The following is a 20801-nucleotide window of genomic DNA, read 5'->3' as shown; positions in this document are numbered from 1 at the left end:
GGTTCTTCAGTAGTTCGCTTTATCGCATACCGAACCTTATAACGCATTCTGTACAAAACTTGACTACCTGGATCAGGATATTTGTCATTAGCTGGTTTGCTTGAAGCTGGTCTTTTGCTGCATCGTGATGTGCTTTTTCATCTTCAATTATCTGTATTACGCAATCATGAGCAGCTAGATCATCTTTACATAAATATGCTCTCTGCTCTTCCAGGTGCTCAAGAACGACATTTTCAACCGCATAGGTGGTCGCTGCAACGGCTTTCGGACCGATTAGTCCTGTCGCAAATCCCAATATATAACCCCCTGCCCCGCAAGCCAAATAGCTCTTGCATTGTCTTATGCCATTTTCCGCCAGGTAGGTTGCAAATATTTTCCGATGATTGAGTTCATGCTCCATATTCTGTTCAAGCTGTTTAACGATTGACTTGGACCGGAAACGGGCGACAAACCGTTGTGCGCGGTAGATATTAACTGCGCCATTTTCACCAGCATGATCGACCTTTATCATTTTTTCGGCAGTTTTCTTTGCTGGTCGCAAAGTTGATAATGTCAAGAAAGTATTTCCTGTTGAGCTATTGTCAAAGAAGGTTGGATTTTTTGATATTTTAGCAGAGAAAATATTATGGTTGATTTGTGCTATCATATCGCACAATTTTGAGAAGCATACTAATTTGTAAGAGGATCCAATATGGCTGGCAGTTCCGGAGATATGGCAAATGCTGAAGAAGGCATTTCCAAGCTTGAACTAAAGGGAGAGGACTATAAACAAGCTTCGATATATGCCATGCAAAAGAAACAACGGAAAAATATGCGGTATATGGTTATTGGTAAGGTTGTGGCGTTGCTTTTTGCTGTCGGAATGGTGCTCGTCCACTACTTCATCTCTTCTTAGCGCAATTTGGGTTGAGATAGGGAAAGTCAAATGAATAGCTGCGCAAGAGTAGCTTTCCAAAATTACTCATTCATTCCTGTACTCGCTATTCTGATTTGCTTGTACTGTTCAGTATTTGTTTTCGCAATCAGAAGGCCGCCAGGGCTATTAAAAAACACTTTGGGCGTAATTCTGGCATTTGTTGCTATATTGGTTTTTGCCCCGCTATTTTGGTCAAGTGTAAAGTATACTTATGCTGTATTATGCGGCTCAAATTGACGTTTCTCCATCTATAAAAGATGGGTATAAATATGGGTAGAAATAAAATTCACTGTAAAATCATTTAAAAACATCAAATTGTGGCGGACCGACCCTCCGCCACATTTTCCTCAGTTTAGGTTTATATTCTCCCTAACCTGTTGCTAATTATATCAATTCTGGTTTTAGCTGAAAAACCCAATTGCGCATAAAACGCGGCTGGCGGACCTCTGGTACAGGATTACCCGATGCAAGAAGGTAGTTTAGATCTAACCCCTTGATATAATTACGTCGGAAAAACGCAGCGGTTTCTCTCCGACCCTCCTCTACAGTATCCAATTTTTTTTGATTAATTTGCCGGATCGGTATCACGATTCAACATTATTCCCAGAAGAACAACCGAGTTCAGTCTATCGCGTAAGACCACGGATATCTTCAACCGAATAACACTCCCTTGCTATCTTAAAAGTTCTCCATCTTTGTAGAACCACCTAAAAATTATCTCCCAATTAAGTAGGACCCAAGATACTGACAAGTAATTGTGCAAGCGGAAGGAGAATTAAATATGCCTTAAACCATGCCAGATATTTGGGATACTGTGTTACGATACAGGATCTTGCACGCGATACTGCGTGCCTGTCCTGATACAGATCGGACTTATTTATGGAAATTCCTACATGGATTAAACCTGCGCTTATGGGCGCGGGAGCAGGCGCTATCGCCGTGGCTATAGTGGGATTTAACTGGGGTGGCTGGATGACAGAGAACGCAGCCAATGATATGTCGAGCGAGAACTCCAAAATGGCGGTTGCGACGGCACTTATGCCCTATTGCTTAGAAAACTCCAGGAATGATCCCAATTCAATAGACGTGCTCGCCAAGTTTGGAGAGGCTAATAGCTATAAACGACGTGGGATTATTGAGGATGCCGGCTGGGCAACTCCGTTAGGCGCTGAAAAGCCGGATCGCGAACTGGCAGAAGCTTGCCAGAATGCATTAGCAGAAAAAATCTAGTTTTTTAGTCGCGTGGGCGCCTTAGGCCATACGCGGATAGTTTTCATTATGAAACATTCCGGAGGCGCGGTGAGCCGCGTCTCCTCTGGAAGTCTTGTCAACGCTCTCTCTGCGTAATCAAGGCAATATATCTGTGGTACTTGTGACCGAAAGTGCCGCCCAACTTTCGTTGCCTTCGCTTACATGTCCGCGAACTGTAATCGCTTTGCCAGCGCGATCCTGTTGCTGGCTCCAAGTGATCATCAAGGAACCAATATGTCTTCCGTTACACATCTCAATCAACCGCGGGCGTTTACCCGCGTAAACGAACCCGCAATTCTCAAGGGTTCTGGATCGGCCATTAAACTTCCGGTTCGCGATATTCCAAAATCGACCAACACAGCAATCGTCTATTGTGAAGGCAATTTCGGTGCCATTGACGGTAAAACGGCCAACGGGTTGGTCCGTCATTCCGAGAAGTATGAAATCCTATCGGTTATCGATAGTGAAAAGGCTGGCCTTGATTCCGGCGCCGCCCTTGGAGACGCGCCGAACGGTATTCCTATTTGCCGTGACCTCACCGAGGCCTTATTTCTAGCGGATAGCCTGCCTGAGTATTTTATATTCGGAATGGCGCCCTCAAGCGGCATGCTGTCGACGCGTGAGCGCGGTCTGGTAATTGAGGCCATGAGCCACGGCATGAACATCGTGAACGGCCTGCATGAGTTCCTCAATGACGACCCCGTCTTTGCCGCTGCTTGTCTCTCTTACAATGTTACAATTCTTGATATCCGCAAGCCCCGCGACAAAAAAGACTTGCGCATGTTCAGCGGCAGGATTGCCGAGGTCACCTGCCCCCGAATTGCGGTGCTCGGCACGGATTGCGCCATCGGCAAGCGAACGACCGCGACCATCCTGACACGCGCATTGAACGAGTATGGCGTGAAGGCGGTGATGGTCGGCACTGGACAGACCGGACTGATTCAAGGCGCGCGCTACGGCATCGCGCTTGATGCCGTCCCGTCCCAGTTTTGTTGCGGCGAGCTAGAGGCGACTATCGTCGAAGCCTTCGAGGCAGAAAGCCCGGATATAATAATTGTAGAGGGTCAGGGAGCGCTCAGCCATCCGGCCTTTTCAACATCATCCTTCATTCTACGGGGGGCCTGTCCTGACGGTGTTGTACTCCAGCATGCTCCCGGACGGATCTACCGATGCGACTTCGATCAAATGCCGATGCCGACACCTGCCAGCGAGGTAACCCTGATCGAGACTTTTGCAGATACCAAGGTCATTGGGCTCACAATCAATCACGAGAATATGGTCGAAGCCGAGATAGACTTGGCGATCACCCACTTTGAAAGCGAACTTGGTATTCCCGTGACGGACGCATTGACAAAGTCGCCGGATCATCTGGTAGAGATGGTTCTAGCTTCCTTCCCGCAGCTGAGAAAGAAATCGACCGGGATCATTAATTGACCACCCCGCGACTTGAAATCAACCTCTCGAAAATCCATCATAACGCCCGGTTTTTGGTCAATCTGCTTGGCCGTCGTGGCATCTCCGTCTCGGCAGTGACAAAAGCTGTGTTAGGCCTGCCAATCGTTGCCAGACAATTGCTGGCCGCAGGGGTAAGTGGGCTGGCGGATCTGCGCATTGAGAATATCCAGACCATGCGCCGTGCCGGGATAGAAGCACCTATCACACTCATCCGCTCGCCCATGATCAGTCAGGCAGCCGAGATCGTAAGAGACACGGACACCAGTCTGAACACAGAACTTGACGTTATCTCGGAACTTTCCAAAGCTGCACAAGCACAGGGGCGGATGCACGGGGTACTGTTGATGATTGAGCTTGGGGATTTGCGGGAGGGTATCATGCCTGCTGACCTCGAGGATGTCGTGCGTCGTACGCTGGACTTCCCAAACATTGTTCTCAAAGGCATCGGCACTAATCTGGCCTGTCGTTGCGGTGTCGTGCCGGATGCAGTAAATATGGCAGAACTGTCAGCACTAGCGAATGCGATTGACGCAACTTTTGGGCCTATAATCTCAATTGTCTCAGGCGGAAATTCAAGTAATCTCAATTGGATTTTGGGGGGTGCCGATACCGGCCGGATTAATAACCTCCGTCTTGGCGAAGCCATCTTGCTGGGCTGCGAGCCGCTTCATCGCCAACCGATTGAGGGACTCTTTACTGACGCCATAACACTCATCGCGGAGGTGATCGAGTCAAAGGTCAAACCATCGCAGCCGTGGGGTATGATTGCAGAAACCGCCTTTGGGAAAGCAACACCGCAGGCCGACAGCGGCAGTATCTCCCAGTCCATTTTTGCGCTGGGACATATGGATACCGACCCGGAAGGGTTAATACCGCCGCCCGGGATGAAAATCCTCGGATCGAGTAGTGATCACCTTATTGTGGATTCTGGCCGCGACCGCCTGCCAATCGGCACCGAAATTCCATTCCAGCTTAACTACAGCGCTCTGGTCCGCGCCATGTCTTCCCCCTTCGTCACCAAAATACCTTATTCAGAGGAAACAGCATTGGCACTTCAATTACCTGTATCTGCCTAGCACCGGTGTAATAAAATAAGTCCTGCTGTTATTCTATTGTTGAAGTTATCTAACTTTCCAACGGGAAACACAAACCCCCATTTCCGCATAACCAATATTTTGCAATTAAGTGCAAATCCACTGGACTGGTGCAGAATTTACCAATCCAAGGAGGCAGTGTTGCCCTAACCCCTTTATATAATTACATTTGAAAAACGCGGCGGTTTCTCCCCGTGTGCTGTTTTACAAATATTACCAATCCTTACCAAGACCGCATATTTAACGAGGAGGTGGCGTTGGCTCCATTGGTAGCCCTGCGGCACTCCAGGATGCCAGACCTCCACGATACCAGTAAAGGTTGCTATAACCGGCTGCATTGGCCCGAAGCACCGCGTTATAAGATTCCCAGCATTCTGACCCGGCACAAAAGAAAATAGTCGGTATAGATGTATTACTTCCAAACAACGATCGGAGCGACGCTACAAAATTTTGTTGAGCATTGTCGTTGAAGTTGCCGCCATACCCACCAGAGGGAATAAAGACGGAATTTTTTATGGTGGATCCATGAGAATTTGCCAGCACATCAATTAGCTGAACTGAGGCGTCTCGCGCAATCATGTTTTGGACCTCGCCAGTCGTCACGCGTCGACCTACAGGAATTGAAATAGGCGTTGCAGAGCCAACATTGCTTTCAAGAGTTGATTTAGCTGGCACCCCCCAGTTTGTCAGCTCGTTTGCATAACCGGTGGTATCGACAGGATTGTTATTCACTACCACCGGGTCATTGTTATCGGGGGATGGAATGGCGTCATCACCGCCGAATTGATCCAGGATACCAAATATAACAACAGCACCAATAGCGAGGGCAACCGCCGCGTACTTGCGATCAAACGTAAACTGGCCGATAGTGATGGTGTTTTCTGCTTTTTTCGTTGTGTCCTTTTTTTGGCTGTTTGTATTGATATTTTTAGGCGGAAAATTGGTTGCTTTCCCTCCGGTCTCAGATTGTACTGGTTGCGAAAGACCGGCCCAATTGTCGCCAGAGGATTGTGAAGACACTTCGCCATCTGATGACGGAGTTTCATATACCGACGGCAATGGACCGAGTCCGAGAGAATAAGCGAAAGCCCGGACGACCTGCCGGGCAATATCAATACGGAGTCCTGTGCCGGCTTCAAGGCGGCCTGCTTGACGGTCCATCTCAATTCCGGATAGATGACGCTCTGTACTGATAAGTGCCGAGGGGACGCCTTCATCCACAGCGGAACGTACAACGCGTAGTTCTCGCTTGGCTTCCGGCAAATGGTCCGCGAGCAGTGATACCAATCTTCTGCGATCATTGAAAATTTCACTGCCAAATCGTTCGACAAGGGTCTTCAAGACTTCTGCTAGTGAATCATATGTAGGAGTATTTCCGGTCATTTTTTATTGTATCCGGCCACATGCGGCTGCTTGTTGACAGCTTCCATCCATTACACACATGGTCGAGCCCTTTAATTGCACATCTTGTCCACCGGAGCCCATAAATGCGATACAGACGCCGCCGAACCCCATATTATCCTGCTGCCACACGGGGATCACGGCCCGAACTGGTGCACCATTTATATTGTAGGGTATCAAAAACCCACTGCCCAGAGTATCTGGGTTGGTTGTGTTATAATTAACCCCTGGGCGCCAGACACCAAACATAGCTTCTCCTCCGTCCCAGCTTCCAGCAGGCAACATAATCATGGCTGGGGCTTGTCCCGCCTGTGTAGTAACAGAAAAGCTAAGACCCAGACTACCATTTGGCATTTGCTGAGTTTGTATGGTTGGTAATTGACCATTCGGAGGCTGAAGCAAGGGTAACGTTTGCTGTACGGGTTGTTGGGGCGTTGGCTGAGGTCCAGGTTGTGGTGTAGGTTGCGGTCCGGGTTGCGGCATTGGCTGTGGCGCAGGTTGCGGATTTGGTTGGGGGCTGGTTGCTGCCCTCCTCCCTGTTGCTGCGAAAAGTATAGCAATGCTACCAAAGCAATAGCTGCACCTCCAATCACACGCTTGTCCTTCCAAATGGGAGGTTTCTCTTCTTCGTCATCATCATCTTCTTCGTGCTGATCTTGTGTCTGCTGGCCGGTTGAGCCTGTATGCGATTGTTGATGTTGCGGTGTTGTGGGGGTGCTGCCTACAACAACAGAATCCCCGGCCCATTCATCGCTTGCTGGTGCCGCCGCACCACTAGCTGTCGGTGCCAAGGGCCCCATTCTTTTGGCAACGTTTAAAGCAGTCTCAACAACACCTGCTGACAATTTTTCATTTACGGCTATTTCATTCCTGATTTTCTCAGTTTCAGCGTCGCTATCGCTGGCACTTTCAATACGACTGACTGCATTCATTGCTAAAGCCGAGGACAATGCCTTTATTTCGGCATGCAGATCTGGCGCCTGACTGCTGAGGCGCGGTACAATCATAGCGGGAGATTGGAGGAAACCATCACCCTGTTGCTGCCGGCATTGGTCTACAAGAGTATATAGGCGATCTTCAACGGACATGACTGTTTCCTCTTACCAGATAATATCGCTCGTCACGGGTTGATCTTCATCAATTTCCTGTGCGAACTCTTGGAGTGGATTGGGTGAATTTGTTGGTGATGATGCTGCTTTAACGGGGGCGGTAGTCGCCCATTTGATATATTTTACGAGGTCGGTTGCGTTATTTGCCTTTAGTGGTTTTAGGTCTGGATGGCGGATAAAGCGGCCAAGTATGTCGTTGTCAGCATCGGATCCTATTGCTATCGCCAGCCGGATCGCAGAGTTTGTGAGGTCAGCTGCAAAGAATGCGTCGAACCCGGATTCAAAATCATCCGTTGGATATCCGTCAGATGCCAGCACCAAAACGGGCGGAAGTTGTCGCCCTGGCATAGCTTCTGGGGTCAACCTGGCGGCTAGGAGGCGCAGTGCATCCCCCATATGGGTCTCCCCTTCTGCCTTCAGATCAGTCCATTGAATATTTTCTACAGGTTCCGGGGCTTCGATTTGCCATTCTGCAGTGGATGAAAATCGCAATACACTCATTCTAACGTCGACTTCAGGATTATCCGCCGCAACATTTCTTAACTCCGGCAAGGCAGTTCGCATCGCGTAATTCAAGGAGGCAATACGGTCGCCCTGCATCGATCCTGAGCAGTCGATGGCTAGCAGTATTTGTAATTGCCGGCGTGCGATTGCGGCGGGATCGAGTAGAATTTTTTTAGCCATTACTACCCCAGCCCCACGACAGTGCCAATCAAGTTACTGCCGAAATCTATTGTAACGCCGGGCGCCAGGCGGATGTTTTGATTGATTTCAATCATCTGCTTGCTGCCATCGCGTAAAGTTGCCGACCAAGCGGCAGCGCCACTATTTCGAAGCCCAATAACGTTCTCACGGGTGGGATGAGGCACGATGGAACCGGCAACCCCGGCACCACGCCCGTCGAGTGCAGGTTCATTCCCCAAATCGATAACACTATTTGCCCTGAGCGGAATTTGCAGCCCCTCTATATCAAGCATCAATATTTCTTCCTTATTGACGGCCGGTGCCGCAGTTGGAGCCGGAGCTACCTTGGCCTGCGCGGGTGGCGGCGGCGCAGTTGTGACCGGCCTTTCTTTTGGCTTGTCGTCATCTCCGACAACGATGGATCCGAAACTTTCCGCAGTACGGCCCGCATCTTTTGCTTCAATGTGTCGAGCTTTTAAAATTGCAGCAACCAGCCCGACGGCGGAAATGCCCGCAATAACATACTGTAACATGGGCGAAATAACGGAAACACTGTTCCATAATGCGTGGATGATTGAGGCGGCAAGCCAACCGATCGCCATTAACTTCCACATCTGTTTTGGCCGAATAACGGCAAGGCCAATGAAATATCCGGCAATGCCTGCATAGGCCATATGCCCGACCAATGAACCAAGCACTCGAGGCATAAGAAGTAGCAATCCGCCCGCCATGCCGAGCGAAAGATCACCTGTTTCCTTTGCAATACTCTGGACCATATTGGGAACATATTGCGTGCCGGTTTCAATAAATGTGAAGGCGCCGCCTGCAAAAATTCCCATAAGTGCGCCGTCCAGCGGCCCGCGCACGTGAATTACCTTCCAGAAAATATTTTCTTTCAAACTAGGTTTGGTGTCGGCCTTGAGAGTCCACCATGCCCCGAATAGGATAGGTGTGGCTTTCAATAATTCTTCCATCAGGCCAGCGCCAAAGAACATTCCGATGAATGTCATGATAAAGTTTGCATTTGGTCCTGAGCCGATGTTGCCCGGAAGAATTGTACGGAAAACGAAGAAGTAAGGCGTAATCAGGGGGGTCATCATGATCACACAAACAGCGGCAAACGGGAACATATATGTCCAGATGGGTCGCGATGTGCGGGAATAAAAGAAAATCATCAGTTGAAACAACATGACAACGAAGAAGCAGATAACCAGGTTGATAGTAACCAAAGTACCGAACCGCTGCTGAGCATCCGGATTTCCTAGAACGCCGCCCATTGCAGCGAATAAAAACGGCACGCCAATGGCTAGCAGAATGGTAAGCAAGAATAGTGGGCTTTTGAATATTTTTATGTTTTTGGAGCGAAATGGAACCAGTTCCGAAAAACTTGCTTCGTCATGATCACGGGGAACCGTGGGCATAACAGGCTTTTTTTCTTGGCCATAATTATTCTTTGTCCTTTCTGGGCATGTCGGTATCAGTACGGATGGCAATACATATCGTGCTGTCATCCCCACTGCCATTGCTGGAGACTTCTTCCAGCCAGGCTGGAAGCGCTTCTATTGTTTCTTCCCAATTGTTATGCGCAAGTGTGCGCAAATGTTTTATGGCTTCTTCAAAACCAGAGTTATCACGAAACGATTTGGCGACGCCATCAGTTGCAAGAAGTAAAAAGTCAGGCCAACGTTGATCCCCTTGGTTCCACATTGTGGCTATCCTAAAATACTGGCCTGCATCATCTTGGCATAGAGAGTAGGTTTCTTCGCCTTGCAAACCGACGTCGTCACGTAGTGGACGCTCTATGTTGCCGTCAGCGTAGCCGAGTAGTAAGTCGCCATCCCCAATTTGCAGCAAAATTGCAATGTTTTCATTCGCGGCAGCCGTAATCAGTGTTGTACCATAAGGTGTAAATGCAGAACGACTAGGGTAATGGCCCTCTTCTTCTGAAATAGGATTAGTGTCCAGATCAGCGATCACCGATGTTTGCCAGTGGGAAATAATTTCACCGACCAGCGCCCCCTCTATTTCGTCCTCGTCTGGCGTGTCGAGATGCCATGCTAATATGTCCGCGGCTCCCTGAGTTGCAAGTCTGGCACCAGTCGACGAGCGAAAATATGGTGCGGATCCATGACCGTCCGAAACCGCGGCGACAATTCGGGTCCCGGTCCCTGTATCGGGCAGAAACATGACGGCATCTTGATTAGGACGGCCGGAACGAGAATGCGCAGCTCCTCGTACTGAGGCGCCAGCTATCTTCCAGTCAGGGCAATCAAAACTCATGAAGTAGGCTCCAGCATATTTACATCAGATATGGTGCCGATGGATTTACCAAATTCAATGGTGGTACCAGGCGCAATACGGACGGCTTGTCCTGAAGGGACGATATGCGACGTTCCCTCGGGAAGGGATACCCGCCATGGCGCGTTGGTCAAATTGCGAAGCCCTATTAAATTAACCCGAGTGGGGTGAGATTCAACTTTTGCCATAATAGTGATCGCATCATCGGCACTATCTAGGTGTTCGGCGCGGATTTCTTGCCCAATATTCAAGACAATGATGCGAGATCCAAGTAATAAAATAGGAGAATATTCCGGGGCTTCTCCGCAACAAAGGCATTCACTAGGCGCAGTGGGCTTATTTAGTTCTATTGATATGACATGCTCAAAACTGCAATCGTGACAGATATGAATTGAACCTGGAATGAGGTTTAAGATATTCATCCATTCCGTTTCAAGCACCCGCAAAGATGGGTCGTGAAGCCCGACCGTAAATGAGCGAATAAATAGCTGCCGCAAAGTATGAGGCAGGCTTTGCCACCGTGCAACAATCCAGTCATGCACACCGTCAACGGGCCCGTTTTCATCTGTATCTGGATCAAACAGGAAAATAGGATTTGTGCCATAAAGAGACATTTCTAACTCGGGATTCAAGACACTGATATCGTTTTCTCTGCGACCGTCAAGCGGGTGCCATCCGAAAATGGAATAGAAAAACAAAACAGCCATTGAAAACAGATCGGTGCGGCTGTTTGGCAAGGATTCTCGGCGAACGACTTCCGGCGCCATAAATTTTCGTGTGCCATAAATACTCGCGTCGGCACCATCTATATTTACATTGTCATTATCGCAGATGAGAATACGCGCCGTATCTGGATTAACAAATATATTGCCAAAATTTATATCCTGATAACAGAAACCTGCGGCATGCAGTTCAAAGAAACTATGGGCAAGTTGTTGGCAAAGAATAATTCGGCTGGCAAGAGTTAACTCTAGACGATGTGGTGGCGGCGAGATCAGGTCGCGAATGCCTCTGAAGTCGCTTTTCCGCAACGGCATAATATAACCAAAGCTACTATTCCCGGGGACTTCGACAAGGTCAAGGGGCCAAAGAAAATCAGTTGTCGGGGCGCCCCGTCTAACGCCACGTTCCAGCCGCAACCTTAATCCTGTATCAATTTCTGTGTAGTGTTGGTGATACCACTTCAGGGCAAAAGGCAGACCATCAACAACGACATGGTAGACTTCGCCCTGTCCGCCTGCCCCAAGTAACTCTCCAATGCGTCCTTGTCTTCCGCTCAAAGTAGCGAAGGACTGACCTGACATTACCGCCCCAGCCGCGGGAACTTTCATACCGCGCCTCCCCTTCTAATATTTTCGTATGGAAGGCGTCAAAGCCAACTCCATTCATGATAATATATTCATACGAAGATATCCTTGGCAAACTTAATGATCTAAGTTGCTCATATTTTTGGTCAGGAAAGTGCAAATAATCAACGACTTACTTAAAAAAATCACCGTATTTCGCTCAACAAATTTAATTGTTTGATAGCCCTTACCAAGCGAATGTAGCAATAAGTAAAACGGCATAAATTGGCAGTTTGCAATCAATTGAAAACCCACCGGACTGTATAGGATTAACCGATTCAAGGGGGCAGTGTTGCCCTAACCCCTTGAAATAATTACATCTGAAAAACGCGACAGTATCCCCGACTCTCCGCCACAATTCCTTCAGGTTGAATTTTTAATTCCCGCTAATTGTTGCTAATTATACAAAACGCGGATGGCAGTTGCACTTCCTTTGAACTCAAAATGCGACGGCGAATAAGAGTAAATCTCAGATGTAACTAATCCAATTCGGTTTCCTTTGAATGCATTAGAATCTTTGTAAACTCTTCAGCGGGCATAGGTTTATGGAAATAGTACCCTTGATATTTTTTGCACCGATTGATTGAAGAGAGAAGAGCTCGGACTTATTTTCTACGCCCTCGGCACAATGGGTGACAATAACCTTAAACCCTACCTCTTCGGTAACATCCTTGATAGGCTGCTGACGGCAATGTCGTCATCGATAATGAGAATTTTACTGTCCATCAAGTCCACTAACTTCCAAAAGTTTTGACGGCGGATCAAGCAGAGCCCTCACCATTTTAGCCAGATCATCCAGTTGAAAAGGTTTGCTAATCAGATTTTTAGATTGACTGATTTCATTATCTCGAAGAACCGCGGCTTCAGAAAATCCGGAGGTAAAGAGCACCTTGATCGTCGGGAATAGCGCTGTGGCCTTTTTCGCCAATTGCGGGCCCGAAATACCCCCTGGCATGACGATATCGGTAAACAGCAGATCAAAGGATTGTTCAGAAGTTTGCAGAAGTTGAAGCGCCGATACTCCATTTTCTGCCTCACATACGTCGTATCCCAAGTCTTCCAGCATTGCAGTGCTGATAGCTCTTACATCCTCATCGTCCTCTACGACCAAAATGCGCTCCCTGCCTCCCACATTTATGGTGTCGACGTCTGTTTCAAGATCGCACCCCGTCATCAACGCACCGCTTCTTGGGAAATACATCTTCACGCTTGTACCAACATCAACCTCAGAATAGATGTAAACATGGCCATCGGACTGTTTCGTAAATCCATATACCATGCTCAATCCAAGGCCGGTTCCCTCACCTACTTCCTTAGTTGTAAAGAAGGGTTCGAATACTTTTTCCAACGCAGATTTTTCGATACCGGTTCCCGTATCGGTAACCTCGATCAAAACAAAATCTCCAACTTGCATGTTATATTTAGTATTCGCTGGCTTTTTGGTGAAAGTTACGTTCTTTGTCTCAATTGTGAGTTTCCCCGCTCCCCCCATTGCGTCGCGAGCATTAACACAGAGATTGAGAATGGCGGATTCTAACTGGTGTTTATCCAAATCCACTAGCCATAGATTTTCATCAATAGATATTTCCAGGTCAATCATTTCACCAAGAGTGCGCCCCAACAAATCTTCCAGGCCAAACACCAGATCGTTTATATTAAGCACCTCGGTCTCTAACGCCTGCTTACGCGAAAACGCGAGAAGCCTTTTGGTCAGCTGAGCTCCTTTCTGAGCTGCGTCTGCGGCAGATTTAGCTCTGCGGGCATTTTTCTGATCGGCATCTAATGCACCTTCAAGGAGCTGTAAATTGCCCAGAATGACTGTGAGCAGATTATTAAAATCATGAGCCAATCCTCCGGTCAGTTGTCCAACGGCTTCCATTTTTTGCGCCTGTCTGAATTGAGCTTCAGCAATCCGTTGCTGGGTAACATCCTGCATCGACACCACAGCTCCCAGCTTGTTATTGTTATCATCAAACAGGGCCTGACCTTTCGCGACTATATGTCGTGGCAACAGGCCTTTTGGCGCAATAACCATCTCGGCGTTTTCTACACGCTCACCATTAAATGCGCGAAACAAAGGGATTTGTTCTTTTTCAAGGGGCGTCTCTCCATCTGCCTGGAAGAGATCATAATGTTCACCCCATTCTTCAGGCGGTATCGATTTTTTATCCAAGCCATGGAAACTTCGCGCGGCCGAATTGAATAGTGAAAGATAGCCGTCGGCGTCACAGGCCACTATACCCTCTTGAATATTCTCAAGAACAGTATCGAGGAAAGTAGTATTGCGCTGAAGTATATCCGCTGTTTTTTTCTGTTCAGTGATCACTTCATTAAACAGGATGATGCCGCCAATTTCTCCCTCTGAATTATGCCAGGGATGCAATTCCCGTCGCGTCCATTCTATTGATCCGTCCTTACGTTTAAAACAGTCGTCTTCATGCTTGATGATTTCTCCCGCAAGGCACCGCCGATGATCTTCCTTCCAGAAATCTGGTACGTCTGGAATAACGTCATAGTGAGATTTGCCAATGATTGTCTCTTCTTCGAGATCGTAGATACTGGACCATCTCTGGCTGGCCATGATGTATCTCATATCCTTGTCAACCATTGCGATTGCCGCCGGGGCATGTTCAATAAATAGCTGCATCTGCTTCTGAGTGGCTTCGAGTTTTATTTCAGCATTGACCCTGCTTTCTATCTCGGATTTTACGACACCTGTGGCTAGTCGCATCTCAAACGCGCCGATAACGATATCAGCGAGTCCCTGAAGGAGTGTCTTTTCCTGATCAGTGAGAGGCGGCCTCGGCTTATAATCAAGAAGACATAAAGTCCCTATCTTGTGGCCATTCGCAGCCTTTAACGGGGCGCCGGCATAAAACCTTATTTTTGGTTCATCGACAACAAGTGGGTTATCACGAAAACGCTCGTCTTCGAAAGCGTTTGGAATAACCAAAACATCTTCCTGCAATACGGCATGTCCACAAAACGCAACATCACGATCGATTTCTGCCTCTGTCTCCTGGAGCCCAATTCTGGACTTAAACCATTGACGGTTTTCGTCAACGAGTGAAACAAGAGCAACAGGGACTTGAAACTGCTTTGCGGCCAATTTGGTAATATCGTCAAAACATTTTTCAGGCTGGGTATCGAGAATGGCAAAACGCCTTAGCGTTTTAAGGCGCTCTGACTCTTCTTCATGCTTATTCGCAAATATCGTCATTTTGCGGCCTTACTCATTTTATAAATGTTGCGGTCAGGTTGACCGGGTATCTATCTAGCTTTTGCCCATTCGAACTCTGCATTATCAATTCAGTTGGTTAATATTGTCTTGAGGTATTCCAGCAAGCACATTTCAAATACCCTTTATGTAGGAAATAGCATATTATCCAATCAGGATAGTCGAGTAGAATGAGCGGCACGATACAGGGGGACTGAATGCCTGCTATATTAATTATCGATGATGATGACGCGGTTAGATTGCTTTTGGAGGACGCGCTTACTGAAAACGGCTTTGACGTTGTTTCGGCTCCGTCGGGTGTGGAGGGTGTTGAAATTGCTCAAACAGAACATGTTGATGTCGTGATTACAGACATTTTGATGCCGGATAAAGACGGCCTGGAAACCTTGATGGAGTTAAAAAATCCTGCCCCGATATAAAGGTTCTGGTAATATCGGGGAGTGGTGAATTTTTAGAAAATTCTTTTCTGGAAATGGCGAATAAACTTGGAGCGGACGCGTCCCTTGCGAAACCCTTGGATATAAAACAACTCATAACAACAGTTTCTGATTTGGTAAGGTAACAAGAGTAAATTTAACGTCTACCAAGTGCGGCTCGACACCAAGTTTCCAACGCTAGGTTAATTGTGTACCCTGCTATTCTGGAAAAGGCAGTTCGCCAGTTTCAGGCAGCGGGACGTTAAACGCGTTGAGGGTCAGGGATACAAGATGATAATAACCGATAATCCCCACGAGTTCGACTACCCCTTGCTCTCCAAATAGATTAATAGCACGGGTATGAGTTTCGTCGTCGACTCGGCCATCCCTAACCAAAGCGACGGAATAGTCATAGACCATGTTTTCCTTGTCTGTATCGCCGCCGGGCACCGATGAAAAATCAGGACGGTTTCCTGCCTTTAGCGTATCAATGGTCGCTTGGCTGTGTCCTGCCTCAATTGCGAGCCTTGCATGAAGGAACCATTCGACCTGGCATTTGAATTTTCGAGCGGTAACAAGGATTGCAATTTCTGAAAGACGGGCACCAAGGCTGGTCCTGAAGCGGCAAAACTCACCCAGCTTCTGTGCTGGATCGATGAGAGCAGGACTACGCAGCCATGCATTGAATGGCCCCTTCATGCTCCCTCTGGGGCCCGCCATTATATCCTCATAAACGACTTTTTGCTGCGGTGTCATTTCTTCGGGTTGAAGGGGGCGAGCCGGCTGACAGGTTGTTCACTCATGTTCTATTTTCCATTTTATTCGAATATATTGCTTTCATACCAGTAACCCTTTCGCCAAACTAATGTTTTGTCGAAGGATGAAGCGAATACCACTTAAAATACTCGCATCCTGTTTCCCTATTAGGAAGTATTTTCGGGCTAACCCGTTTTGAGGTTATTTTTTATGACTTGCGCCCTCTCACAGTGGTTTCGTATTCTGCATTAGTCTTAGAAAGGTTGCGAATTATGATTGCTGTCATATTTGAAGTGTATCCGCATAAAGAGCATAAACAGCAGTACCTGGATATTGCGGCAAGCCTGCGCCCGACGCTGGAAGAAATAGACGGCTTTATCTCGGTCGAGCGATTTCAAAGCCTGACGGATGAGTCAAAAATTCTTTCCATCTCTTTCTTTCGCGATGAAGCGGCAATAGAGCAATGGCGTAACATATCGGCGCATCGCAATGCCCAGACCATAGGACGCGCAGAGGTATTCAAGGACTATCGAATACGTATTGCCAGTGTCATTCGCGACTATGGTATGAATGATCGGGATCAGGTCCCGTTAGACAGCAAGGCAAAACACGCGGATTAGCCAAGCTTGCGGCGCCTAGCCCCCCATCGCATCATAGCGGCGCTGCATTTCTTCCGGTTCAACCTCTTCAATTGAATGACCGATAATCCAGTTATGGCCGAAGGGATCCCGGATCGTGCCGGAACGCTCCCCATAAAAGGCGTCTGCGGCCTCGCGGATCACAGTTGCACCTGCGGCGGCGCATTTAGAGATAAGCGCGTCCGCATCATCGACATGAAGATGTATCGATACACCGTTCGGCGCCTCCGTGCTTGGTGCATGGATATCGAATTCGGGAAATTCGTCGGACAGCATAATCACTGTATTGCCGAGCGATAACTCGATATGGCCGATCCGTCCGCCCGGCTCAACAAGGCGGAATTTCTCGGTTGCGCCGAAAACATCTTTGTAAAAGGCAATAGCTTTTTCGGCATTCCTGGCGCGCAGGTAGATATAGACTTCATGAATTGACATAAGGGGCCTCCTGACTTTCTGTAATTTTCCTGCCAACTATGCTGTAAGTAGGTTTCGCAGTATTGAATATTTTTGACCTGCCTACGGCGCTCCGTCAGGGCAAGGGAATATGGCGGGGAGCCGTTGGGGCGGCTTTGCGATAGGCGCCCGGCGTGAGGGAGGTAAATGCCTGAAAATCCCGGTTCAAATGCGCTTGATCGGCATATCCCTCGTCAATGGCGAGAGCGGCCCAGCCGATGTTGGGTTCTGACTGTATTCGATCCAGGATGCGGCCAAAACGCAAGACGCGACAGTATGTTTTGGGCCGGAGGCCTACCGTCTCTGTAAAGAGCTTGGTAAAATAACGATGGCTGAAGCCACTTTTCTCAACAACCTTCCCAACTGGGGATGACAGGCGGAATTGCTCCAGCGAATGCATAATTAGCGGATGAATGCCTTGCATCCGCGGCAGGCGGATCAAGAGATATCCCTCAATAATTGACAGGCGCTCTTCGAGATTTAGCGTTTCCTGCAACCGGGTCCGGATTTCATCAATCTGCGCGTGCGACCAGATATCGTCTATCCTTGTATGCCGTTCTGCGAGATCAAGGGCCGAGACACCCAGCATAAGCTCTGCCGCGCCGGGTCGCAGCATGATGCCGACCGTGGGCTCGCGGTTTGAGGTGGCCTTGATGTAGGAGCCTGCGCGCGGGCCACCGATCAGGGCATTTCCGATATCCTGAGCCGTTGTATCATCAGGAGCAGCATAGAGTTGCAGTGGCGTCTCCCCGAGGCGAAAAACTATATGGGTCGCGCCGGTCGGAAGTACAATTTCTTTCGCGGATGCCTTTGGATTGGACGGGACGGCGTCATCTGATGCCCATAGAAGATCTACGAACGGCGTCAGGTTGGGCATGGGCGGTCGACTGAGCATCATGGTCCGATTACAACCTCCAATCCAGCAAAGCAAAGCTATTTTATATCAGCTTCGGCCTCAATAACAGAAACTGCGCATTCGGCCGATTACTAGATAAGGCCAATTTGTCCCGTCTTTAGATCATAAACGGCTCCGACGATATCGATTTTCCGGTCCGCGTAGTATCTGTCGACAATAGGTGTTGATTTTTTAAGTTGGGCCACCTGCATCCGGACATTTTCCGCAATGGCACTTTTCAGCAGGTCATCCGGTTTTTTTGTTTTGGCTTCGGCAACCGCCGGTTTGATAGACGAGATCAATTCTGGTAAATGGCCCGGAAGCTCCGCATTATCCCTGAGGACGTTAATTGCGGCGCTGACCGCCCCACAATTGGAATGCCCGAGCACCATAACCAACGGTGTGCCCAGAAACTTGACGCCATATTCAAGGGAGGCCAGCAAGTTGGTGCTCATGACGTTCCCCGCAACCCGCATGACGAAAAGATCGCCTGGATTCTGATCGAAGAGAAGCTCCGGTGCGACGCGTGAATCTGCGCAACTCAGGATGGCGGCAATCGGGAATTGCGATTTTGCCCGCGTGGCGCGTCCCGCGGAGAAATCTCGCTCATTCGGCCTGTTCTCTGCATATCGGATATTGCCTTCCACAAGTCGTGATAAAGCGAGTGACGGCGGAATGGCGTTGGCCGCGGGAACGTCCCCTGCCGCGAAGGCGTGCGACATACTGAAAGGCGTTATGGCCGCAAAGGCGCCAGCCTTCAGGAGGTGGCGCCGAGTGAAGGTAATTCCAGGTGAAGGTTTCCTCGGAAAATCGCACATATAGATACCCCTCACCTTATTGTCATTTTTAAGTATGTTTCAAAGACTTTTTCACATCATCCGAGTGCGGTCAAGGTGGGAAAAAGCCATGGATCCTAAGTCGGGCAGAGAGGGTCGTTGACAGGTGGTGTCTCGCGGGTGGTAGGATCAGACTTAATATTCGCGTCGAGCTTACTATTTGGGGAAATCCATGAATATCATGACAATCACCGAAAACGCCATCAAGACCGCACGGCATACGACGTTTTACCTTTCTGCCGGACCAGAGGATGGGCCCCTTATCATTTTTGTACATGGCTGGCCGGAATTATCGTTGAGTTGGCGGCATCAACTGCCCGCAATGGCAAGCCTTGGGTTCCGAGGAATCGCGCCGGATATGCGGGGCTATGGCCGTTCCGGCATTTATGATGAGCACGGCGCCTATGCGCAGGAAGAGGTCGTCACGGATATGATTGAGTTACTGGATAACCTCGGCCATGAAAAGGCGGTCTGGGTGGGCCATGACTGGGGAAGCCCGACGGTATGGAATATTGCGAGCCATCATCCGGATAGATGCCACGCGGTTGCCAATCTATGCGTTCCTTATGGATGCCTGGAGAGGGGCTGGGATGCCATCCTTCCCATGATTGACCGGGAACTCTATCCGGAGGAGGAATTTCCGGCAGGGCAATGGGAGTATATCCGTTTCTATGAAGAGAATTTTGCTCGTGCCTGCGCTGTCTTCGATGCCAATCCTTATAACTCGATGAAGGCTCTTTTGCGTAAAGGCAAACCCGGATTTACCGATAAACCTTCCCTCACCGCGTTTGTGAGAAAACAAGGCGGATGGTATGGCGGTGCGGAGGAAGCACCCGACCTCCCGCGCGATGACGATGTATTGAGCGAAGAGGAACTCAAGATCTATGCAGAAGGCCTTGTTCGTAATGGTTTTTTCGGTCCTGATTCTTACTATATGAATAATGTGGCAAACGCCGACTATGCCGCGACGGCATTGAACGAGGGGTATATCGATTTGCCGACGCTCTTCCTCCTCGCGGAATATGACTATACATGTGAATGCGTCCGCTCGCCCTTGACGGAGCCAATGAAGAAATATTGCAGCGACCTCACCATCCGGAATATCAAATGCGGTCACTGGATGGCGCAGGAAAAACCAAGGCAGGTCAATGCCGCCCTGACTCATTGGCTGGCAACGTCAGTGCCGGGTGCTTGGCCCAATGGTACTTCAGCTTAGTGTTCGCAGCTCATCACTTCGCCCCGCCCTGTCACAATCATATCCATCGGGATATCATATGGCTGAGGGAATATGCTAGATAGCTGGCTGTCCGGGTAACCGATGCCGATCACCCTAGGGCGCGGCTTTAGCGCCGCCAAGGTCCGGTCGAAATATCCGCCGCCATAACCGAGCCGGTAACAGTCCTTATCGAACCCCACCAGCGGCGCAATAACCACATGAGGTGTCACCTCGTCTGTATTGACAGGGGTCGGGATTTGCCAGATTCCGGGCTCCATCTCAGCGTCCGGCGTCCATTCGCGGAAAATCATCGGCTGCGCCTTGACTGTTACAACGGGAAGGGCGATGCGGACCCCCTGCTCCACCCATTTCTTCATTTGGCCGCGTAGGTCAAACTCCGCCTTCATCGGCCAGTACAGACTGATGATCATGCCGGCTTTTGGGGAAATAATCCTTTCTAGTTCTTCGGTAATGTCCTCAGCCAATGCGCGGCGGTCTTTTACGGAAAATTTTAAACGGGCGGCAATCAGTTCTTCGCGCTTGGCCTTGCGCCAGCGCGCGACATCAAGGGCCGCCTGCGTATCAATACCCATATATCCGTTGTCATATAGCTCAAGCTCATGCGCATAGCAGGGAGGTGATGCAAAGCCCGTCTTGATATCGTCGTTGTCCACCATGGCTCTATCCCTATCACAGAATTTATTTGCCCTATAATTCAATATAGAGTTGCTGGAAATTTTGCAAAGTGGCTAACTGAAATGCAATCGAATTCTGGTTACCCAGAAATGTAACAAAAATT

20 protein-coding genes are annotated in these 20801 nt (G+C 48.9%); 7 read left to right on the top strand and 13 right to left on the bottom strand.

Features of this window, described 5'->3' with window-relative positions; genetic code table 11:
- Positions 1–19: 19 nt before the first annotated feature.
- The gene (locus AC0L73_RS00985; RefSeq protein ID WP_473654653.1) at positions 20–646 is read right to left on the bottom strand and encodes a demethoxyubiquinone hydroxylase family protein; all 627 of its coding nucleotides are present in this window, start codon (positions 644–646) and stop codon (positions 20–22) included.
- 45 nt (positions 647–691) lie between these two features.
- Between AC0L73_RS00985 and AC0L73_RS00980 the strand changes: the two genes are divergently transcribed.
- The 4 genes from AC0L73_RS00980 to AC0L73_RS00965 all read left to right on the top strand — a co-directional run bounded on the left by AC0L73_RS00980 (position 692) and on the right by AC0L73_RS00965 (position 4698).
- Positions 692–895 (top strand): hypothetical protein, encoded by a 204-nt coding sequence (locus tag AC0L73_RS00980; protein ID WP_473654652.1) that lies wholly within the window; start codon positions 692–694, stop codon positions 893–895.
- Between the two features lie 900 nt (positions 896–1795).
- Positions 1796–2146 (top strand): hypothetical protein, encoded by a 351-nt coding sequence (locus tag AC0L73_RS00975; protein ID WP_473654651.1) that lies wholly within the window; start codon positions 1796–1798, stop codon positions 2144–2146.
- A gap of 255 nt (positions 2147–2401) precedes the next feature.
- On the top strand, positions 2402–3601 hold the full coding sequence (locus tag AC0L73_RS00970) for an N-acetyltransferase DgcN family protein (protein ID WP_473654650.1): 1200 nt from the start codon (positions 2402–2404) through the stop codon (positions 3599–3601).
- On the top strand, positions 3598–4698 hold the full coding sequence (locus AC0L73_RS00965; RefSeq protein WP_473654649.1) for an alanine/ornithine racemase family PLP-dependent enzyme: 1101 nt from the start codon (positions 3598–3600) through the stop codon (positions 4696–4698). Before AC0L73_RS00970 ends, AC0L73_RS00965 begins: the two co-directional genes overlap by 4 nt.
- Before the next feature lie 258 nt (positions 4699–4956).
- Here the strand turns inward: AC0L73_RS00965 and AC0L73_RS00960 are convergent, their stop codons facing one another.
- The 7 genes from AC0L73_RS00960 to AC0L73_RS00930 form a co-directional block, all read right to left on the bottom strand.
- Complete coding sequence (locus AC0L73_RS00960; protein WP_473654648.1) at positions 4957–6099, bottom strand: rhodanese-like domain-containing protein; 1143 nt, start codon at positions 6097–6099, stop codon at positions 4957–4959.
- Positions 6100–6404: 305 nt separating this feature from the next.
- Positions 6405–7205, bottom strand: a complete 801-nt coding sequence (locus tag AC0L73_RS00955) for a hypothetical protein (RefSeq protein ID WP_473654647.1) — start codon at positions 7203–7205, stop codon at positions 6405–6407.
- A gap of 12 nt (positions 7206–7217) precedes the next feature.
- Positions 7218–7910: a vWA domain-containing protein gene (locus tag AC0L73_RS00950; RefSeq protein WP_473654646.1), complete on the bottom strand. Its 693-nt coding sequence runs from the start codon at positions 7908–7910 to the stop codon at positions 7218–7220.
- A 2-nt stretch (positions 7911–7912) separates the two neighbouring features.
- A complete protein-coding gene (locus tag AC0L73_RS00945) occupies positions 7913–9331 on the bottom strand; it encodes a PrsW family intramembrane metalloprotease (protein ID WP_473654645.1) in 1419 nt (472 codons plus the stop codon).
- 25 nt (positions 9332–9356) lie between these two features.
- Positions 9357–10190 carry a PP2C family serine/threonine-protein phosphatase gene (locus AC0L73_RS00940; RefSeq protein ID WP_473654644.1) on the bottom strand — a complete coding sequence of 278 codons (834 nt, stop codon included), beginning with the start codon at positions 10188–10190 and terminating at the stop codon, positions 9357–9359.
- Positions 10187–11539: a protein kinase domain-containing protein gene (locus AC0L73_RS00935; protein ID WP_473654643.1), complete on the bottom strand. Its 1353-nt coding sequence runs from the start codon at positions 11537–11539 to the stop codon at positions 10187–10189. The genes AC0L73_RS00940 and AC0L73_RS00935 overlap by 4 nt, the downstream gene beginning before the upstream one ends.
- A gap of 730 nt (positions 11540–12269) precedes the next feature.
- On the bottom strand, positions 12270–14774 hold the full coding sequence (locus AC0L73_RS00930) for a PAS domain-containing protein (RefSeq protein WP_473654642.1): 2505 nt from the start codon (positions 14772–14774) through the stop codon (positions 12270–12272).
- Between the two features lie 215 nt (positions 14775–14989).
- Between AC0L73_RS00930 and AC0L73_RS00925 the strand changes: the two genes are divergently transcribed.
- Complete coding sequence (locus AC0L73_RS00925) at positions 14990–15211, top strand: response regulator transcription factor (protein WP_473654641.1); 222 nt, start codon at positions 14990–14992, stop codon at positions 15209–15211.
- A 216-nt stretch (positions 15212–15427) separates the two neighbouring features.
- On the opposite strand, the gene AC0L73_RS00920 is transcribed toward AC0L73_RS00925, so the two are convergent.
- Positions 15428–15928, bottom strand: coding sequence for a carboxymuconolactone decarboxylase family protein (locus AC0L73_RS00920; RefSeq protein WP_473654640.1), 501 nt, complete (start codon positions 15926–15928; stop codon positions 15428–15430).
- 308 nt (positions 15929–16236) lie between these two features.
- Between AC0L73_RS00920 and AC0L73_RS00915 the strand changes: the two genes are divergently transcribed.
- The gene (locus AC0L73_RS00915; protein ID WP_227952101.1) at positions 16237–16584 is read left to right on the top strand and encodes an antibiotic biosynthesis monooxygenase family protein; all 348 of its coding nucleotides are present in this window, start codon (positions 16237–16239) and stop codon (positions 16582–16584) included.
- 15 nt (positions 16585–16599) lie between these two features.
- Here the strand turns inward: AC0L73_RS00915 and AC0L73_RS00910 are convergent, their stop codons facing one another.
- From AC0L73_RS00910 to AC0L73_RS00900, 3 genes are all read right to left on the bottom strand, one after another.
- A complete protein-coding gene (locus tag AC0L73_RS00910) occupies positions 16600–17037 on the bottom strand; it encodes a VOC family protein (protein ID WP_227952100.1) in 438 nt (145 codons plus the stop codon).
- Positions 17038–17131: 94 nt separating this feature from the next.
- Positions 17132–17953 carry a helix-turn-helix domain-containing protein gene (locus tag AC0L73_RS00905; protein WP_473654639.1) on the bottom strand — a complete coding sequence of 274 codons (822 nt, stop codon included), beginning with the start codon at positions 17951–17953 and terminating at the stop codon, positions 17132–17134.
- Positions 17954–18042: 89 nt separating this feature from the next.
- Positions 18043–18768 (bottom strand): carbonic anhydrase, encoded by a 726-nt coding sequence (locus tag AC0L73_RS00900; RefSeq protein WP_227952098.1) that lies wholly within the window; start codon positions 18766–18768, stop codon positions 18043–18045.
- Between the two features lie 190 nt (positions 18769–18958).
- Between AC0L73_RS00900 and AC0L73_RS00895 the strand changes: the two genes are divergently transcribed.
- The gene (locus tag AC0L73_RS00895; RefSeq protein WP_227952097.1) at positions 18959–20002 is read left to right on the top strand and encodes an alpha/beta fold hydrolase; all 1044 of its coding nucleotides are present in this window, start codon (positions 18959–18961) and stop codon (positions 20000–20002) included.
- Here AC0L73_RS00895 and AC0L73_RS00890 read toward each other — a convergent pair.
- Positions 19999–20679 (bottom strand): 5-formyltetrahydrofolate cyclo-ligase, encoded by a 681-nt coding sequence (locus AC0L73_RS00890; RefSeq protein ID WP_227952096.1) that lies wholly within the window; start codon positions 20677–20679, stop codon positions 19999–20001. The two genes, AC0L73_RS00895 and AC0L73_RS00890, sit on opposite strands and share 4 nt — an antisense overlap.
- Between the last annotated feature and the right edge of the window lie 122 nt (positions 20680–20801).

Source organism: Sneathiella sp. D3-11 (assembly GCF_055809395.1).
This window is presented reverse-complemented; position numbering and strand designations above follow the sequence as displayed.

What these genes read in the sequence shown, in the direction of transcription:
- AC0L73_RS00985 (WP_473654653.1), bottom strand. Translation starts at nt 646, where the DNA reads ATGATAGCACAAATCAACCATAATATTTTCTCTGCTAAAATATCAAAA.
- AC0L73_RS00980 (WP_473654652.1), top strand. Translation starts at nt 692, where the DNA reads ATGGCTGGCAGTTCCGGAGATATGGCAAATGCTGAAGAAGGCATTTCC.
- AC0L73_RS00975 (WP_473654651.1), top strand. Translation starts at nt 1,796, where the DNA reads ATGGAAATTCCTACATGGATTAAACCTGCGCTTATGGGCGCGGGAGCA.
- AC0L73_RS00970 (WP_473654650.1), top strand. Translation starts at nt 2,402, where the DNA reads ATGTCTTCCGTTACACATCTCAATCAACCGCGGGCGTTTACCCGCGTA.
- AC0L73_RS00960 (WP_473654648.1), bottom strand. Translation starts at nt 6,099, where the DNA reads ATGACCGGAAATACTCCTACATATGATTCACTAGCAGAAGTCTTGAAG.
- AC0L73_RS00955 (WP_473654647.1), bottom strand. Translation starts at nt 7,205, where the DNA reads ATGTCCGTTGAAGATCGCCTATATACTCTTGTAGACCAATGCCGGCAG.
- AC0L73_RS00950 (WP_473654646.1), bottom strand. Translation starts at nt 7,910, where the DNA reads ATGGCTAAAAAAATTCTACTCGATCCCGCCGCAATCGCACGCCGGCAA.
- AC0L73_RS00945 (WP_473654645.1), bottom strand. Translation starts at nt 9,331, where the DNA reads ATGCCCACGGTTCCCCGTGATCATGACGAAGCAAGTTTTTCGGAACTG.
- AC0L73_RS00940 (WP_473654644.1), bottom strand. Translation starts at nt 10,190, where the DNA reads ATGAGTTTTGATTGCCCTGACTGGAAGATAGCTGGCGCCTCAGTACGA.
- AC0L73_RS00935 (WP_473654643.1), bottom strand. Translation starts at nt 11,539, where the DNA reads ATGAAAGTTCCCGCGGCTGGGGCGGTAATGTCAGGTCAGTCCTTCGCT.
- AC0L73_RS00930 (WP_473654642.1), bottom strand. Translation starts at nt 14,774, where the DNA reads ATGACGATATTTGCGAATAAGCATGAAGAAGAGTCAGAGCGCCTTAAA.
- AC0L73_RS00925 (WP_473654641.1), top strand. Translation starts at nt 14,990, where the DNA reads ATGCCTGCTATATTAATTATCGATGATGATGACGCGGTTAGATTGCTT.
- AC0L73_RS00920 (WP_473654640.1), bottom strand. Translation starts at nt 15,928, where the DNA reads ATGGCGGGCCCCAGAGGGAGCATGAAGGGGCCATTCAATGCATGGCTG.
- AC0L73_RS00915 (WP_227952101.1), top strand. Translation starts at nt 16,237, where the DNA reads ATGATTGCTGTCATATTTGAAGTGTATCCGCATAAAGAGCATAAACAG.
- AC0L73_RS00910 (WP_227952100.1), bottom strand. Translation starts at nt 17,037, where the DNA reads ATGTCAATTCATGAAGTCTATATCTACCTGCGCGCCAGGAATGCCGAA.
- AC0L73_RS00905 (WP_473654639.1), bottom strand. Translation starts at nt 17,953, where the DNA reads ATGATGCTCAGTCGACCGCCCATGCCCAACCTGACGCCGTTCGTAGAT.
- AC0L73_RS00900 (WP_227952098.1), bottom strand. Translation starts at nt 18,768, where the DNA reads ATGTGCGATTTTCCGAGGAAACCTTCACCTGGAATTACCTTCACTCGG.
- AC0L73_RS00895 (WP_227952097.1), top strand. Translation starts at nt 18,959, where the DNA reads ATGAATATCATGACAATCACCGAAAACGCCATCAAGACCGCACGGCAT.
- AC0L73_RS00890 (WP_227952096.1), bottom strand. Translation starts at nt 20,679, where the DNA reads ATGGTGGACAACGACGATATCAAGACGGGCTTTGCATCACCTCCCTGC.